Here is an 18,101-nt window from a genome sequence, read left to right on the forward strand (position 1 = left end):
TCAAAAATACTAATAAATAAATGGAGTATTTAACTTTTCGAAAGTGGTGAGCATTTCATCTTTAGAGGATAAAATTACTTCTTCTTCTTTTAATTTCCAGTCTATATTTAATGTTGTATCGTTCCATATAATACCTGAATCATATTTCGGAGCATAGTAATTATCTACTTTGTATGCAAATACTGCTTCTTCAGAAATTACTATATATCCATGAGCAAAGCCTCTAGGCACAAATACTTGTCTTTTGTTTTCTTCTGAAAGTTCTACAGTAACATGTTTTCCATAAGTTAGAGAATTCTTCCTAAGATCAACAATTACATCTAATACTTTTCCTTGAATACAACGTACTAATTTCGCTTGAGCATAAGGTGGTTTTTGAAAATGTAATCCTCTTAGGACTCCTTTGATTGATTTAGACTCATTGTCTTGTACAAAACTTACTTCACCAATATTTTCTTCAAATTCTTTTTGATTAAAAGATTCAAAAAAGTAACCTCTTTGATCATTAAAAACTCGAGGTTCAATTATTATAACTTCTGGAATATTTGTTTTTATGAAGTGCATTTATTCTTTTACCAAATTTAAAAGGTACTGACCATAGCTATTTTTCTTCAAAGGCTCTGCAAGTTTTTTCACTTGCTCTTTTGATATATATCCCATATGTAACGCTATTTCTTCCAAACAAGCCACTTTTAAACCTTGACGTTTTTCTATGGTTTCTATAAACTGACCTGCTTCCAATAAAGAATCGTGTGTACCTGTATCTAACCAAGCAAATCCACGTCCCATTAATTCAACCTTCAATTCTTCCTTTTCTAGATAATATTGATTTACGGATGTAATCTCTAATTCTCCTCTTTCTGATGGTTTTACGTTTTTAGCCACCTCGATTACATTATTCGGATAAAAATACAATCCAACTACGGCGTAATTAGATTTAGGAAATTTAGGCTTTTCTATAATAGACTTCGCATTTCCTTTTGAATCAAAATCAACTACCCCATATCGTTCTGCATCTTTTACATAATAACCAAATACTGTAGCTTTATTTTGCTTCTTTACATTATTAATTGCAGAATTTAACATTTCGGGCAATCCATGACCATAAAAAATATTATCACCTAAAACCATACAAACATCATCATTACCTATAAACTCTTTTCCTATAATAAAAGCTTGTGCTAATCCGTCTGGATAAGGTTGCTTTGCATATGCTATGTTAAGTCCTAAATCACTTCCATTTCCCAATAATTTTTGAAAATTTGGCAAATCATCTGGAGTTGAGATAATCAATATTTCTTTTATCCCTGCAAGCATTAATACCGACAATGGGTAATAAATCATTGGTTTATCGTAAATTGGCAATAGTTGTTTTGATACCCCTTTTGTTATAGGATATAGCCGTGTACCCGACCCTCCTGCTAGTATAATACCTTTCATATGCTAAAACTATAAAAGCGAAGTTAAAAAAATAAGCTCAGAAAATTTTCTGAGCTTATTTTTTATTTATTTATCAACTTATTAATTGATCTTTTTATTCTTTCTTTATCTTCCTCTGTTAAATTAGAGCCAGAAGGTAAACACAATCCATTTTCAAATAATTCTTCAGAAACACTAGTTCCATAATAACTACAATCTTTAAACACCGGTTGCATATGCATTGGTTTCCATAAAGGTCTTGACTCTATATTATCTTCTAAAAGACTTAAACGTAAATCTTCTCTTGAAAACCCTGTCACACTTTTATCAACAACAATTGCACTTAACCAATGATTGGAAAAATAATCTGTTGAAGGTTCCTTAAACACCTCCACACCTTCGATATTACTAAATATATCCTTATAAAATTCGTTATTATTCCTTCTATAAGAAATATGCTTATCTAAAACCTCCATTTGCCCTCTACCAATTCCCGCGGTAATATTACTCATTCGGTAATTATAACCAATATGACTATGCTGATAATGTGGAGCATTATCTCTTGCTTGAGTAGCTAAAAAAATTGCTTTTTGCTTGTCATCATCAGATTTACAAACTAATGCTCCTCCTCCTGAAGTAGTAATAATTTTATTTCCATTAAAAGAAAGAATACCAAAATCTCCAAAAGTTCCGCATTTCTTTCCTTTATATGCAGAACCTAATGCTTCAGCAGCATCTTCAATTAAAGTTATATTATACTTATTGGTAATAGCTAATATTTCATCCATTTTAGCTGGCATCCCATATAAGTGTACAACTATTACTGCTTTAGGTTTATTTCCTTTTGAAATTCCATCTTCAATTGCTTCAAGTAAAGATTTAGGGCACATATTCCAAGTTTCTTTCTCACTATCAACAAAAACAGGAGTTGCTCCTTGATAAACAATTGGGTTTGCCGAAGCAGAAAAAGTCATACTTTGGCAAATGACTTCATCATCCTTAGAAACTTTAGCTAAAATAAGCGCTAAATGCAGTGCTGAAGTTCCTGAAGATAAACAAGCTACTTTTGAACTTTCTTCAATATAATTTTCTAAATCCTTTTCAAAACCATTAACATTTGGACCTAAAGGAGCCACCCAATTAGTATCAAATGCTTCTTGAACATATTTTTGCTCTCCTCCTCCCATATGTGGAGAAGACAACCAAATTTTATCCATTCTTTTCTTTTTGTTTTATAATTCTGCCTGGATTCCCTACAACTGTAGTATAATCAGGAATATTATTAATAATTACCGCTCCAGCTCCAATAGTAACCCATTTTCCAATTTTAACACCTGGAATTACTATTACTCCAGCTCCAATATGAGTCCCTTCTCCTATTGACACGCCACCAGTAATCACTGCTCCTGGTGATATGTGAACAAAATCTTCTATTACACAATCGTGATCTAAACTAGCATTAGTATTAACAATGCAATGTTCACCTATTCTAGTACTCGCATTAACTATACTCCCAGCCATTAATGTTGTTCCTTTTCCTATTTTTACACTAGGAGATATTTGAGATTTTGGATGTATCGCTATTCCAAAGGTAACGTCAAGCTTTTCAACTATTATTTTACGTATGTTATTATTCCCTATGGAAATTATTAAAGCATAGCTTTCATTCCATTTATCTTCTGAAAAGACACCTAAGATTGGCACTTCTAAAATAGTACTTGGTAAATTATTTCCATCATCAAAAATACCATAGACATCTTTACCTGAAGATTTTAAAATCTCCAAGATTACTTTACCATGTCCGCTTGCTCCATACAAAAAAAACATACTATAAGAATTTCTTATAACTTTCTAAGTGACTTAATCTATTTATTCCAACAATTGTAGACAATACTCCTTTTTGCCCACAAGTATAGTTTAAACTAGCTTCAACCCCTAGTTTTTCAATTAATTTACCAGCAAAGAAAGGTCTAATAGCTATAAAAGGTTTAGAGTTAGCAAAGGGTTCATACTCTTTTTCTTCATGATTAAGATATGCTACTATACCATCTACCACTGAAATTTTGATTACTTCTTCCGCAAAATTCACTGAATAAGGAAAACTAAAAACACTTTTAACTTTCCCTTTATTTTTAAGAGTATTTAAACCTTCTTCTATTTCTTTTTGTTGAGAGTTTAAAGTATGTAATCTATCAATATCATTAATAGGTTTAGACCTTACAAGCCATTGCAAAACATCAATTGTATCAACATTTAATCTTTCTAGTTCATTATCTACCCTTTCTTCCAGATTATTAAAGGAGAACTCACTGTCCTCAAAATGTGGAGCAGATATTTTAGCTATGTGCTTTAGATTATTTTTACACGACGTCTTTTTAAGTGCATTACAATACAATTCATAGGAACTATACTCATAAGAAGAATGATGTGTAGTTATTCCAATATCATTTGCTTCTTCAATTAGTCTTATTACCTCTTCAACAGACATATTTTTATCAGCGAAACGCATTGTTCCCAAAGTAATTGAACTTAAAGATAACTTGTTCTTTAATTCTTCCACTTTAGTCCTGTTTTCCAGATAAATCTGTCATTCGTTTTTACTACTTCATATGAAGTTCTACCATGTAAAACTAATTCATCCCACCACAATACTGCTTCTCCAGGATTTAAAGTTACTTGTTCAATCATATGAGAGTTTGCCACATAGTTTTGTAAGAACTCAAAAAACTCTTTATTTAAAGCTTTATTTTCCTCAGCCTCATCCTTATCAATACAATAATAATTATAGTTAAAATGGATTAACCCATCTTCTTTAATATCAATAATTTTTTCGGTACGTTCCTCTCCAGCTTTTCTATACCTTACATCAGTTGTCTTCAAACGTTCTAATAACTCGGGACAGTTCTCTTCCATATATTTTAACAAAACTGGACCGTCTATAAATGTAGTAGCTCCACCTTTTATTGCCTTATTAACACTATAAAACAACATAATATCAGCAGGATCAGCAATGTAAGATTCATCCGTGTGTAAAGGTTGTGCATTTTTACTATGCCTATATGCTGACATATCTGGAATATCATGATCATACCTAATCTCTAACCACTTTTCATGTGTTTGAGCACCTTCATTTTTGAAATCTTCTCCTATATTAATTGATTCTCCAACATGATCAGTAAAAACATCATAAAACTCCCTTAAATCTCCTAAATACCATTCAGGAACTACCTTAATTACTTTAAATTGTTTTAGAGCCTTTTTCACTTCTTTTGCAGCTACTTCAGGATCGTTTGTTCTTAGCTTAACTTCTGTTATAAATTTCATTTTCTTTTTTAATTTGTTCCGTTAAATTTCACTGTAGTTGTTTCACCTTCTTTATTAACATCTTTAGATAATAAAACTTTCTTCAAAGTTATAAAAAGGATTTTGACATCTAAAAGAAAAGATAAATTATCCACGTACCATACATCTAATTCAAATTTTTTGGTCCAAGATAAATTATTTCTTCCATTCACCTGAGCCCACCCCGTAATACCCGGCCTTACCTCATGTCTTCTTTTTTGATAATCGGTATATAAGCTTAAATACTCTGCAAAAAAAGGTCTTGGTCCAATAATACTCATATCTCCCTTAAATACATTAATCAATTGAGGTAACTCATCTAAAGACGTTTTCCTTACAAAACTACCAACTTTTGTTATTCTTTCTTGGTCGGGTAGTAATTCTCCATTTTCATTTCTTCTATCATTCATTGTTTTGAATTTAATTACTTTAAAAATAGAGTTATTTATCCCTCCTCTTTTCTGTAGAAAAAAAGGATTTCCTTTATTAGAAAAAGTAAGGATAATAATCAAAACTACTAAAAAAGGGCTAAGAATTAACAACCCAAAAATAGAAAAAACCAAATCGATTATTCTTTTTATGTAAAGCTTATATAAAAACATTAACTTATAATTTTATAAATTTTCATCACTTCTTCCCAATGCTTTTTCTGTTCATATGCCTCAACAATAACGTTACGCGAGTTTTTTTTCATCTTCCTCATAACTTCTTTATTTTCAATACAAAATTTCATTTTATCATATAACGCTTTTGCATCTCTAGCTGGAATTAGAAAACCGTTTACATTATTCTTTACTATTTCATTACATCCCGTAATATTGGATGAAATAGACGGTATACTCATCGCTCCAGCTTCCATTAAAGAGACTCCAAAACCTTCTCTATATGAAGGAAAAACAAATAGATCCATTATTTTATAATAAGGCCTAACATCCTCTTTAAAACCAAGAAAAAAAATAGAACTATTCTCTTCAATCTCTTTCTTTATTTCGGGTTTTATTGGGTTCAAATGCTCTTCATATCTTCCTATTAATAACAATTTGGCATTAACAAACTCTTCTTGAATACGGCTAAATGCTGTTACTAATTCGTTTATACCTTTATCTCCTACCAATCGACCTACAAAACCAAAAACAAAATCAGTATTCTTAAGTAACAGTTCCTCTCTCTGTAAATTACTTTGAACTATACTAGGATCGAAAAAATCTGAATTTATCCCATTTATACTTCCATTTCCAATTACACTGACCTTTTTCCTTGTTATCTTATTTTTTTTTAATTCATTTACTAATCCATTACTTACAACAAATATATTGGTAGCTAAAAAAGTTGATATTTTTTCAATAAACATTAGTACTTTTCTCTTAATCCCTTTTTCTCCTTCGTATCTTAACCCATGAATATAATAAATTCTTGTTTTTACACCTACTATGTAAGATGCGATCATAGATAAGAAACTAGCTTTCGGAGTGTTTCCATGAACAATATCAGGTTTTTCTTTAAAAAAGAAAAACAGGAGTTTAAACAAACTTAGCAAGTCGTTAAACACAGATATTTCCCTTTTCATTTCAATACTATGGTAATTTACTCCATGCTCTTTTGCCTTTTTAACTAGTTTATCTCCAGCGGAGGATACTAATGTAATATTGAATTCTTTAGACAAGTAAGAAATCTGTCCTTGAAAGAAAATTAACGCATCTGGGACAGTAGTGATTATAAACATTTTTTTTCTACTATCTAAGCCCATCTACTTTAGTTTCTTTAATAATTTTAATTGCCTCTTTATACAACTTTAATTCACTTTGAGTAATCTCTTTTTTACTTCTATTTTTTTGCAATATTTTGACTTTACCAAAAACTGACAATATTGAGACAACAATAGATTTTAAGTAGGACTTAAAGATCAAAAGACTATAGTGTCCTACATATTTTCTAATCATTCTTCTTTCGTTCTTATAAGCTTTTAACAACTTTTTTGTTGTTACGTTATTTTCTTCTCTATAAATATATAAAGGTTCAGAAATAGATATAATTTTTAAATCATTCCTTTTTGAAGACCTTAGCCACAAATCTAAATCTTGAGCAACGCTTAGATTTTCATCATATATATTTCTTTTATACCATTCTTTTCTAGCTATTAATGCAGCATGTGTTACGCCTTTCCTTTTGGTTAAAATCTCTTTAAAGCTTGCATTATCATAATCGTCCCCTCTTACCCCAATAACACTTAAATCATTCAAAACAGAATAAACACCAGATGTTACTATATCTACCTTATTTTCTTTAATAATTTTCACTAACTTTTCGACTCTATTCGGCATCATCAAATCATCTGCGTCCATCCTAACTATAAAATCATAACTTGCCATTTTAGTTACTTCGTTTAACCTTCCAGCCAACTTTTTATTTTTACCATCAGAGAAAACCTTAACGCGTGAGTCTTTTACAGAATTAGCAATAGCTAATGAGTTATCTGAAGACCCGTCATCTATTAATAATAGTTCCCATTCTTTATGCGTTTGAGCGAAAACCGACTTTATAGCATCAGGAAGAAACTTCTCTGCATTATAAAAAGGTATTGCGATTGTAACATTCATTTTTTTCTCTTTTGTTATAAATTTATGCTTTGTGGTTCTTTTTAAGCTAAAACGACATTCATTAAATACGTAAATGAATAATAAATAATTACCACAGCTCCTATTTTAAAGTTTTGGTACTTTAATATTTTATTTGTTAATAAGGGATAAATTATAATTAACCCCATCATAAACCATGACAGATAAGCAAACCTGTTTGAAAAGTTTACTCTTATTACTAAAATCCAAGCTGCATTTGCTATTAAAAAAATATTATACATTTGATTATAAAAAACATCATTGATTTTTTTCTTAAATATATAATACCAACCAGAAAAAACTGCTAGTGAGCTATAAATAATAAAATCCCATCGGAACCCCATTCCTCTAAACTCTTCATTCACATTCTCAGTAAAATATGCTCCGACTTTTTCAGTTCCAAATCCAGCCCCTCCAACTAAAAGAACTAAGTAATTCCCTAATACAAGAGATATTAATATAGAAGAAAACCAAAACAACAAATACCCTTTAGAGGACCTATAATATATAGAAACTATATATGCTAATGTAGGTAATAACAATGATTGATGAAAACTGCAAGCAAGAATCATTGTTCCTATTAAAAGAGGTCTATTCTTCCTATAAAAAAATGCTAATAAGAATATAGATGTAGCTATCCCATTCCTTATACCATTGGTTCCATAACTCCAAAAAGAAAACGAACCACATAAAATTAAAAAAGAATAAAACCAATATTGACGAAATAATTTTTTAGACAAAAAAAACAGTGGTAATACATAAAGACAGGCACAGACAAAGAAAAAAGTTTCTACATTCATATAATCACCACATAGTTCTAAGAAATAATAAAACCCATAATCATCAGAATATTCAATAAAACCACTTTCCTGATACCTTTTAAACATATTGGCATATACAGTCATATCAACAAACACCCCATTGATTGGTCTCATTCCCATATAGAAAACTATAAAAACCATATATAAATACCCGATAACATTGAGAACCCCAACGTTCCTAGTATCGTTTAACTTATAAGTAAGAGAGTTTAAAAAAATTAATATAGCTATTATCAAATAAAATTGATAATGAAAATAGGAATAGTCACTAGGGTTTATAAAATCAAACATACTAAAACGTTATTGACCTTTTAAAAACAATTTTCCCTTGATAATATGATATCCAAGTATTTAAAATTAATATTTTCCATAAAAGAAAACTATAATCAGCTTCGTTATTTTTATGCTTTTCTAATATATCTATACATTTTCCTACATCTAAAATATCATTTTTATTACTCATAAAAGATTCCTTTGCAAAAGAATACAAATCCTTCCTCAACCAAGCACTTATAGGTGTATTAAACCCATTCTTTTTCCCATAAAGAATTTCATTTGGGATTAGCCCTTCTAAGGCTTTTTTTAACAAATACTTTTTCTCATTATTTTTCACCTTCAATTTAGAAGGTATAGAAAAAGCAAAACTTACTAAATCATTATCCAACATTGGCACTCGCGCTTCTACACTATTTAACATAGTTGCCTTATCGACTTTTTCTAAATAGGTATGAGGTAATAATATATTAGCGTCTACCTTAAGCATTTTTTGCACTCTATCCTCATTTATAAAAAGCTTATTTTGCTTTTCATAATCTTCTTTCCAGTTTTCTTTCTCAACTTCATAACTCAAACTTTTACTAAGAACCTGATAAGGTGACTTATATGAAACTTCTTGTGACATATAATAAGCCATCATGGATCCTTCTGTTTCCTGATTTAAAATAAAAGACATCCGCTTCATACGCTCTTTCCAATTTTTCTTAGGTAATAACGGATATAACTTTGAAATCTTTTTCCAAGTATGAAATGACTTTAAAACATTATACCTCCTATAGCCTGCGAACAACTCATCTCCTCCATCTCCTTGTAAAATCACTCGTTTATCTTTTGAGCACAACTTACTTAATTGATATAAAGGAATACTAGCAGCTTCAGCAAATGGTTCATCATATTGAAATACTAAATCACAAAAAATATCTTTAACATCATTAGATGTAACCATTAACTCATTATGATTAGTTTTAAATTTATCAGCTATCAGTTTTGCGTTTCCCAATTCATTATCTGCATCTTTATTATAATCATAAACAACAGAATATGTATCGATTTTTGATGAGTAATGCATTGAAGAAAATGCAGTAACGGCACTGGAATCAATCCCCCCGCTCAGTAAAACTCCAATTGGAACATCGGAGACTAGTTGCCTAGATACAGCCGTTTCTAATTTAACTTTAACTTCATTTATTACCTCTTTTTCACTTAAAAGTGTTGTTCCTACATCATTTTTTATTGACCAATATTCTTGTTCTTCTATCCAATTATTATTAACAGTTGAAAAACTAGCTATAGTTCCAGGTTTATGTTTCTTCAAGCCTTTAACCATAGTTTGCTCTCCAGTAGTGTTCCCAAACCACATATATTGTGATAGTCCTTTATAGTCTAACTCAAAACTTTTTAACCAATTTAGTATTACTTTTGCTTCTGAAGCAAACAACAAAACTTCTTCATCTTCATAAATATATAAGGGTTTTATCCCTAATCTATCCCTAACAAAGCACAACTCTTTATTTTCAGTATTATAAATTACAGTTGAAAATATTCCATTCCATTCTCTTATACTCGAAATTTTATTTTTCTCATAAGTCTCTATCATTACCTCAGTATCAGAAGTAGTATGAGTTATTAAAGAATGTTCATTTGCAATATCTTTATAATTGTAAATTTCCCCATTATAGACACAAACATGCTCTTTGGAGTTAGAAAAAAAAGGCTGATTTGACCGATTATCCAAATCTAAAATACTTAATCTATAATGAATCATCAATACATTCTCGTCTCGATAAACTCCTCGATAGTCAGGTCCCCTATGGTCCATTAATTCACTTGACTTAATAAAATCAGAAAACCTAGCTTCTTCTATTCTGCTTTTGGCTACTAAACCTGCAAATCCACACATTCTCTCTAGTTTAAATTATAAAATTCTATTAAACTTTTAGCATTCGTTTTTATATCAAATCCTTTTTCTACAATGCTTTCAATTCTTTCTTTCTTATCTGTCTCTGGTAAAGCTACTATTTCCTTTATTTTTTCACTCCAAATATAACTATCTTTTATCTCTTCAAAGTGGATTGTTTTAGATCCTAAGTCTACTTCACTAGAAATCATATTTGAAATAAGAGAAGGAACTCCTACAGCTTGCGACTCAACCAATACTACCGGAAAACCTTCATAAAAAGATGGTAATAGCATGATATCTGCTCCCCCCATGAATTGAGGAACATCTTCTCTTATTCCTAAGAATGAAACTATCTTCTCTAAACCATATTCTTTTACTTTCTCTTTAAGCTTACTCTCTAATAGCCCTACTCCAAGAAAAAACATTCTAAAATCAACATTTGATTCTCTCAGCTCTTTTGCTATTTCAATAGAAAACAAATGATTTTTTTCTGGCTGTAATCTGCCTACCTGGATAATTTTTAATTGTTCGTTTGTTAGGTTAAATAAATTATTTATATAATTCTTACTACTTTCCCCATAATCTGCCAATTTATAAACATCAACAGAGTTAGGTATTACCAATACCGATTTATTCTTATAAAATAAAAGTTTACTCGCTTCTTTTCCACAAGAAACATAATGTGTTGATAAACCATTAATAAAAGCCTTTGCTATCTTATGATAAAAAAAACTCACAAAGACATTTCTTGATTTATCCGTTGTATTATGAGAATGCGCTATTCTTTTCTTAACCTTAGCTAATCTCGCACTTAATAAATGAAATGCATTGCTAAAATTCGTATGACAGTGAACCACTTGATACTCTTTATGATCCGAAAGTAGTTTTCTTAATTTTAAAAAACGTTTGATAGCATTTTTTTCGTTTATAACATAAATTTTACCTCCTAAAGATTTAATTTCATCTTCAAAATCACTTTTTACACTTGTAAAAACGACAAAATCAAACTGATACTTTTTACGGTCAATTTCTCTATAGATATTCATTAACATTGTCTCAGCACCAGCTCTGTTCATAGTACCGGTTACATGTAAAATTCTTTTCATTATGACTTTAACAATTTAATTAATCCTTCAAAACTTTCATACACTGGCTTATGGTTATTCAAAACAAACTTCTTTTCACTAATAAAATTCTCTATCTCATCTTCTAAGAATTTCTCAACCAATTTAATATTACTTCTATCCTTAATCCATTCTAAAGAACCTTTCACTTTATGGTTATTATTAGGAAAAACCAAGCAAGGAGTATTAGTAATATAGCAAAAAATCATTCCGTGTAATCTATCGGTAATAACAAGTTCAGCCTCTTTAAAGTTCCTCCAAATTTTATTCAACTCTTCATTCCTCTCTTCTAATGTTAAGTTATTTCTACCAATATGAGTATCATATTCCTTACTAACTTCAAAATTATTTTTCACTATTTCTAGGAGTTTATTTTGCTCATTTTCCTTCAATAACTTTTCATTATCTTTTCTTAAACATAATACAACTCCATTACGTTCTTCCTTTGGTAATATTTTATCCAAACTCATAACAATATCAGGTGTAAGTATAACATTGTTCTTTAAAAGCTTTTTCATTAAAGCATACGAAACTTTCTCTCTAGCTACAAATGTTAAGTCTTTATGCTTCCCATATCTTTTAATCGCTTTTCTTAAAGCTTTTTGCCCTTTTTTTGATTCAGAAAAATCTATGGTCTGAGGAAATGAAATAATCTTGTTGTTTGGAAAGCTTTCAACAATAAGTTGTCTATAAAACTCTATCTGTTCATAGAGGTCTCCAAAATTACCACCACCAACTGTAGTAACAATATCATCTTTAGATATATACTTTTTTATTTGATAAATCCCATCCAAAGTTTTACTTATTGGAACATCAACAACTTCGTATTCATTTAAAACCTCTTTTAAAAACCTTGTTTGAGCGTATGTTATAGCAACATCTCCTAGATTTCCATAATCAGCTGCAAGAAATACAAACACCTTTTTGTTTGTATTTTGCTCTAAAAAAGAAAAACTTATTTCCTTTTTAAAAGCTTTTAAAAACAATAGGATTCTAGTCTTTATTTCAAACGAAACATATTTACTTAATAACATTTATCTTATTTTTTAATTTTATATAAACAATATAATAGAACACTGTTTCTAATTTCTATTACCCTTTTTATTACTTTGTCTGAAATCGATGTCGGTTTATATGAACTAACATATTCTTGTACTTTATCATCATTTACCATCATCTTTAAATATTTATACTTTTCAATTAAGTTTAAATCGTTTTTAAATGAAAATAAATTATGAGCACAATATCTTACACTATTTAAAATTAAGTCAGACATAATGTTTTTCTTTTGAGAATCATCTATCTTCCATAACTCGAGAAAATTTAATACTGCATTTGCCTTTTTTATCTTTAATTCAAATGAGTTTTTATGAAAAGTTTTAATTAATGAAACTGTTGGCCTATCTATATAATGATAGAGGGGTTCTTCTATAAAAAGAATATTTTTAGATAAATTATATACTTGAGTATTAAACAAAATATCTTCAACTAATGACACTCCTTTTTCAAACTTCAGTTTGTTTGATTTTAAAAAACTAGCTTTATAAAATTTATTCCAAGCATACCCCATCAAGTTTAAAGTATTTCTATCAATTTTTAAATCGACTCTCTCTCTACTATATTCTATCTCAAAATGTTTTTTAACCACGGAAGATCTAACTTTACCGTTCGTATCTTCTTTATCTAAGAAATATCCAAAAATTAAAAAATCAGAATGATATAGGGTCATTTTATTCAAACAAACCTCTAATATATTAGGTTCAACCCAGTCATCACTATCCATAAAATATATATATTCACCTTTTGCTCTTTCCATCCCATAATTTCTAGCATCAGAAAGTCCACCATTCTTTTTATGAAAAACTTTAATTCTTTGGTCGTTAAACTTTTTTAATACATCAATACTAGCATCTTTTGTTCCATCATTAATAACTAACAATTCAAAATCAACAAATGTTTGATCCAAAACACTTTGTACACTTTTAGCAATGTATTTTTCAACATTATAGACAGGCATTATAATAGAAACCATACTATTGATATATTTTATTTTTTAATGTGCTCAATATATTAAGTAGATTATCTTTACAAATAACCGTTGCAATAATTATGGATAGTATTACATTTATATACATTATATATTCATTAATATGGTTAAGACTAGAAACCAATAACAACGTAAGTAATAAACTAACAAATAACTTTATTGGAAAGTCAATATTCATAATAGACTTCATATGTTTTATTCTCACTAATAACAAACATAAATATCCCAAAACTATTGCCAAACTAGCACCATATAAACTATATTTTGGAATCAATAAAAACGAAAAAACCACCGCTACAACTCCTCCAACAACACTGCTAATTAAGGCTCCTTTTGTTTTTTTCGCCCCTAAATATCCTGTTCCATAAAAACCAGCTATCGAGCTTAATATTATACTAAACAACAATAAAGGGGTGTATCTCCAAGCATCAAAAAAACTATCTTCTACAATATAAGATAACAATACCTTATTTACACCAACAATCATTATAGATATCGCAAACAATATCTTCAAATATTGTCTTAAAACTGTTGAATAATATATATCTCTATCTTCTTCATCATGGTTCAATATTGCTTTTTCTTGCCAAGCTAAATAAAAAATATTAGTGAGCATTAACAGTATTGTTGGCAACTTATAAGAAATAGCAAAAATACCATTTGCTCCTGCTCCTAAATACAATAAAATCACATATCTATTTGCAGAAGAGACCGCCCACCAACTTAATGAGTTAGGTATTAAAGGCATTGAATATTTTAAAAGTTTTTTTGCAAAAGAAACAGAAACATAACTGAGTTCCCAAAACTCATATAAACCTCCTTTTATGAGAAGAACAATGCTTGTTAAAACAGTAGATATTATACTTGAATAAAGCAACCCTTCAACCCCCAATTTAGTAAAATATAAAAACAGAACAGCAAACAACACATATACTGCAGAATTTATTACTCCTGAAATTACGTACAAATTGTTCTTAGCTAAACCTCTAACACACTGTAAAAAAAACTGGCAAAAAGATTGACTTAAGAGCAAAAAATAAATAAACTTTAAATATTTTAAATCTAAAAAATAGTCGTAAATTATAATAAAGAATAAAAAGATGGAATGAGAAATAAGAAAAACTATAGTCACAGTAGAAAACACTTGTTTTGCATTTTCTTTTGAATCATTATCCAATAACCATCTTAAGGCTGAATCAGTTAATTGAAAAGTTACAAACGGACTTAATAAGCCCAATGTAATTAATATCAAATCAAATTCTCCTACAGCTTTTTGACTTAAGTAAAATGTTATAAAAAAAACTAATACAAAATTTATTACTTTAGAAGATAGATTCCCTATTGAGTATAAAATTGTTAAACTCAATAAACTTTTATTTTTACTCTCTCTCAATTATCTTTATTTTTTCAAAGTATGAAATATTCAATCATTTAATATCTTCTAAAACTTTTTCTAATTAATAAAACAAGTATAATTAAATCAGGATATTAGTTTTTTTTATGTTTTAAACTTTCCTTCTCATGAACTTCTTTCCTTAAACCACTGCTTGAAAAACGGTGTTCTCTTTTATTAAAGTAAAGTTTAACTCCTTTTTCCTCACAATAATCTCTTCCAGTAAACTGCTTATTTCCATATTCTTCGCCAATAATGCGCACATCTATTTTAAAAGACCGTAAAACATCCTCTAAATCTTGCTCTGTAGCATATGGTACAATTTCATCTACATATTTACACCCTTTCAACTGAATATATCTTTCCACAACTGATTGAACAGGTTTGTTTTTTTCTGGTCTATCTATAGTTGGGTCAGTTTGAAGCCCACAAATTAAATAATCACATTGACGTTTTGCATCCTCTAACATTTTAATATGCCCAGCATGTAACAAATCAAATGAACTAAATGTTATTCCTATTTTCATTTTAATATTTTTATTTATTCCAAAGAAACTAACTCATCTACTACAACACTTTATCTCTTATATCATCGGATAGAGAATTTTTCACATCATATACTACTGATTTTTCATTTTTTAATAATGAAAAATTCAATGAGCTAAATTCTTGATGAGCAACGGTTAGAACAATTGCATCAAATTTTTTATTTGGAAGCTCCTTAGTAGAAACCAAATTGTACTCTTTCTTAACCTCCTCTTCATTTGCCCATGGATCATATATAGTAACATTAGTTCCATATTCACTCAATGCACTAATTACATCAACTGCTTTCGTATTTCTGACATCTGGACAATTTTCTTTAAAAGTAATCCCTAATACTAAGATATTAGCATTCTTAATGCGAATACCTTTCTTAATCATTAGCTTAACCACTTCAGAAGCCACATATTCTCCCATACTATCATTCAACCTTCTCCCTGCCAAAATTATCTCTGGGTGATACCCGTATTCTTGAGCTTTTTGGGCTAGATAATAAGGATCAACTCCAATACAATGTCCTCCAACTAACCCTGGTTTAAACGGTAAAAAGTTCCATTTCGTTCCAGCTGCTTCTAATACATCATGAGTATTAATATCCATTAATCCAAATATCTTTGCTAACTCATTAACAAAGGCAATATTAATATCTCGTTGAGAATTTTCTATAACTTTGGCTGCTTCTGCTACTTTAATTGTAGGCGCCAAGTGAGTCCCAGCTGTAATCACTGATTTATACAACTCATCTACTTTCTTTCCTATCTCAGGAGTCGAACCAGAAGTTACTTTTAAAATTTTTTCTACGGTATGTTCTTTATCTCCAGGATTAATTCTTTCAGGTGAATACCCTCCATAAAAATCTTTATTAAAGGTTAAACCCGATACTTTTTCTAAAACCGGAATACATTCTTCTTCTGTTGCACCAGGATAAACTGTAGATTCGTAAACCACCACATCTCCCTTCTTCAACACCTCCCCTACAGTTTCACTAGCCTTAACCAGTGGAGTTAAAACAGGGCGATTATTTTTATCCACAGGGGTAGGAACTGTAACTATATAGTAATTACAATCTTTGATATCCTCCAATGAAGTCGAACAATATAAACCTAATTTACCAGAAGATTTTTCTACTAACACAGACTGAAGAACATCATCTGCCACTTCTAAAGTAGAATCCGTTCCTGACATTAATTCTGCTACTCTTTCTTTATTTATATCAAATCCTACTGTTGAATATTTTGTAGCAAATAATCTCGCTAATGGAAGTCCCACATAACCTAATCCAATAACAGCTATTTTTGTTTGATTCATTTCTATAAGTTTTCCCAATACCACTTTACCGCTTCCTTTAATCCTTCTTGAAGAGAAAATTGTGGATTGTAATTTAATAATTCTTTTGCTTTTTCTATACTTGCAAGTGAATGAGGTATGTCACCTTGCCTGTTAGGCCCATACTCTACATTTATGTTATTTATCTTAGAATCAAACTCAGATAAATACTCCTTTAAATACCCTACTAAGTCATTCAAAGTATTTCTATCTCCATACGCTACATTATACACTGTATTCACTGCTTTTTCATTTTCTATAACTAGTGACAACATATTCGCTTGAATTACATTATCTATATAAGTAAAGTCACGTGAATAATTACCATCTCCATTAATGGTTGGAGACTCTCCTTTCATAAGTTGACCTACAAATTTTGGAATTACTGCGGCATATGCTCCATTAGGATCTTGTTTTCTTCCGAACACATTAAAATACCTCAGCCCTATCATTTCTATACCATATGTTTTAGAAAAAACATCTGCATATAGCTCATTTACATATTTAGTAATTGCATAAGGAGATAATGGTTTCCCGATTACATCTTCCACCTTTGGTAATCCCTTAGAGTCCCCGTATGTTGAAGAACTTGCTGCATATACAAATCTTTTCACTCCAGCATCCCGTGATGCAACTAACATATTTAAAAAACCTCCAACATTTACATCATTCGAAGTTATTGGATCTTTAATTGAACGAGGCACCGAACCCAAAGCGGCTTGATGTAAAACATAATCAGCTCCTTCAACAGCTTTTTTACAATCTTCTAGAACTCTAATATCGCCTTCAATCAGGGTAAAATTTTCATCCTCTGATAAATGAGAAATATTTTCTCGTTTTCCTGTTGCAAAATTATCTAAACAAACAACTGTATTATTCTTTTCTAATAGTGCCTCACACAAGTTTGAGCCTATAAATCCAGCCCCACCGGTTACTAATATTTTTTTACCTGAAAGGTTTATATCCATAATATTGAAGATTTCTATCCTTTTTCAATGGGCAAAACTACAAAAAATAGTATTACCAAAACGTTATAAAATAAAAAAGTCCTCATCTATTATGATGAAGACCTTTGGTGGGCGCGAAGGGATTCGAACCCCTGACCCCTTGGGTGTAAACCAAGTGCTCTGAACCAACTGAGCTACGCGCCCGATTGCAATTAAACTTTTAAGAATTGTGGGCGCGAAGGGATTCGAACCCCTGACCCCTTGGGTGTAAACCAAGTGCTCTGAACCAACTGAGCTACGCGCCCTTAATTGTTTATTGCGGGTGCAAATATATAACTCTTTTAGATA

General features: G+C 30.1%; 18 protein-coding genes and 2 tRNA genes. All 20 read right to left on the reverse strand.

Annotation, left to right across the window (positions count from 1 at the left end; genetic code table 11):
• Positions 1–9: 9 nt before the first annotated feature.
• Positions 10–564: a dTDP-4-dehydrorhamnose 3,5-epimerase gene (gene rfbC / locus WH52_RS09020; protein WP_086030618.1), complete on the reverse strand. Its 555-nt coding sequence runs from the start codon at positions 562–564 to the stop codon at positions 10–12.
• The gene (gene rfbA / locus WH52_RS09025) at positions 565–1,440 is read right to left on the reverse strand and encodes a glucose-1-phosphate thymidylyltransferase RfbA (RefSeq protein WP_086030619.1); all 876 of its coding nucleotides are present in this window, start codon (positions 1,438–1,440) and stop codon (positions 565–567) included. It abuts the gene before it with no gap.
• Between the two features lie 62 nt (positions 1,441–1,502).
• Positions 1,503–2,636, reverse strand: coding sequence for a DegT/DnrJ/EryC1/StrS family aminotransferase (locus WH52_RS09030; RefSeq protein WP_143592122.1), 1,134 nt, complete (start codon positions 2,634–2,636; stop codon positions 1,503–1,505).
• Complete coding sequence (locus tag WH52_RS09035) at positions 2,629–3,246, reverse strand: acetyltransferase (protein ID WP_086030620.1); 618 nt, start codon at positions 3,244–3,246, stop codon at positions 2,629–2,631. Before WH52_RS09035 ends, WH52_RS09030 begins: the two co-directional genes overlap by 8 nt.
• A gap of 1 nt (position 3,247) precedes the next feature.
• Positions 3,248–3,979: an aldo/keto reductase gene (locus tag WH52_RS09040; protein WP_086030621.1), complete on the reverse strand. Its 732-nt coding sequence runs from the start codon at positions 3,977–3,979 to the stop codon at positions 3,248–3,250.
• Positions 3,967–4,743 (reverse strand): TauD/TfdA family dioxygenase, encoded by a 777-nt coding sequence (locus tag WH52_RS09045; protein WP_086030622.1) that lies wholly within the window; start codon positions 4,741–4,743, stop codon positions 3,967–3,969. Before WH52_RS09045 ends, WH52_RS09040 begins: the two co-directional genes overlap by 13 nt.
• 8 nt (positions 4,744–4,751) lie before the next feature.
• Positions 4,752–5,363 (reverse strand): sugar transferase, encoded by a 612-nt coding sequence (locus tag WH52_RS09050; RefSeq protein ID WP_086030623.1) that lies wholly within the window; start codon positions 5,361–5,363, stop codon positions 4,752–4,754.
• Complete coding sequence (locus tag WH52_RS09055) at positions 5,363–6,484, reverse strand: glycosyltransferase family 4 protein (protein ID WP_158091367.1); 1,122 nt, start codon at positions 6,482–6,484, stop codon at positions 5,363–5,365. The genes WH52_RS09050 and WH52_RS09055 overlap by 1 nt, the downstream gene beginning before the upstream one ends.
• 10 nt (positions 6,485–6,494) lie before the next feature.
• Entirely contained in the window at positions 6,495–7,358 is an 864-nt protein-coding gene (locus WH52_RS09060) for a glycosyltransferase family 2 protein (protein ID WP_086030625.1), read from the reverse strand.
• 41 nt (positions 7,359–7,399) lie between these two features.
• Entirely contained in the window at positions 7,400–8,317 is a 918-nt protein-coding gene (locus WH52_RS09065; protein ID WP_158091368.1) for an EpsG family protein, read from the reverse strand.
• A 172-nt stretch (positions 8,318–8,489) separates the two neighbouring features.
• Positions 8,490–10,373 (reverse strand): asparagine synthase (glutamine-hydrolyzing), encoded by a 1,884-nt coding sequence (gene asnB, locus WH52_RS09070; RefSeq protein WP_086030627.1) that lies wholly within the window; start codon positions 10,371–10,373, stop codon positions 8,490–8,492.
• A gap of 5 nt (positions 10,374–10,378) precedes the next feature.
• Positions 10,379–11,479, reverse strand: a complete 1,101-nt coding sequence (locus WH52_RS09075) for a glycosyltransferase (RefSeq protein WP_086030628.1) — start codon at positions 11,477–11,479, stop codon at positions 10,379–10,381.
• Complete coding sequence (locus tag WH52_RS09080) at positions 11,479–12,531, reverse strand: polysaccharide pyruvyl transferase family protein (protein WP_086030629.1); 1,053 nt, start codon at positions 12,529–12,531, stop codon at positions 11,479–11,481. The genes WH52_RS09075 and WH52_RS09080 overlap by 1 nt, the downstream gene beginning before the upstream one ends.
• A 5-nt stretch (positions 12,532–12,536) precedes the next feature.
• On the reverse strand, positions 12,537–13,529 hold the full coding sequence (locus WH52_RS09085) for a glycosyltransferase family 2 protein (RefSeq protein ID WP_086030630.1): 993 nt from the start codon (positions 13,527–13,529) through the stop codon (positions 12,537–12,539).
• 1 nt (position 13,530) lies between these two features.
• A complete protein-coding gene (locus WH52_RS09090; protein WP_158091369.1) occupies positions 13,531–14,910 on the reverse strand; it encodes a lipopolysaccharide biosynthesis protein in 1,380 nt (459 codons plus the stop codon).
• 122 nt (positions 14,911–15,032) lie between these two features.
• Positions 15,033–15,464 carry an adenylyltransferase/cytidyltransferase family protein gene (locus WH52_RS09095; protein ID WP_086030632.1) on the reverse strand — a complete coding sequence of 144 codons (432 nt, stop codon included), beginning with the start codon at positions 15,462–15,464 and terminating at the stop codon, positions 15,033–15,035.
• Positions 15,465–15,504: 40 nt separating this feature from the next.
• Entirely contained in the window at positions 15,505–16,788 is a 1,284-nt protein-coding gene (locus tag WH52_RS09100) for a nucleotide sugar dehydrogenase (RefSeq protein WP_086030646.1), read from the reverse strand.
• Between the two features lie 2 nt (positions 16,789–16,790).
• Positions 16,791–17,774, reverse strand: coding sequence for an SDR family oxidoreductase (locus tag WH52_RS09105; protein WP_086030633.1), 984 nt, complete (start codon positions 17,772–17,774; stop codon positions 16,791–16,793).
• Between the two features lie 105 nt (positions 17,775–17,879).
• A tRNA-Val gene (locus tag WH52_RS09110) sits at positions 17,880–17,957 on the reverse strand.
• A 26-nt stretch (positions 17,958–17,983) separates the two neighbouring features.
• Positions 17,984–18,058, reverse strand: a tRNA-Val gene (locus WH52_RS09115).
• Positions 18,059–18,101 lie beyond the last annotated feature (43 nt).

The sequence above is a fragment of the Tenacibaculum holothuriorum genome (genome assembly GCF_002120225.1).
Lineage (GTDB): Bacteria > Bacteroidota > Bacteroidia > Flavobacteriales > Flavobacteriaceae > Polaribacter > Polaribacter holothuriorum.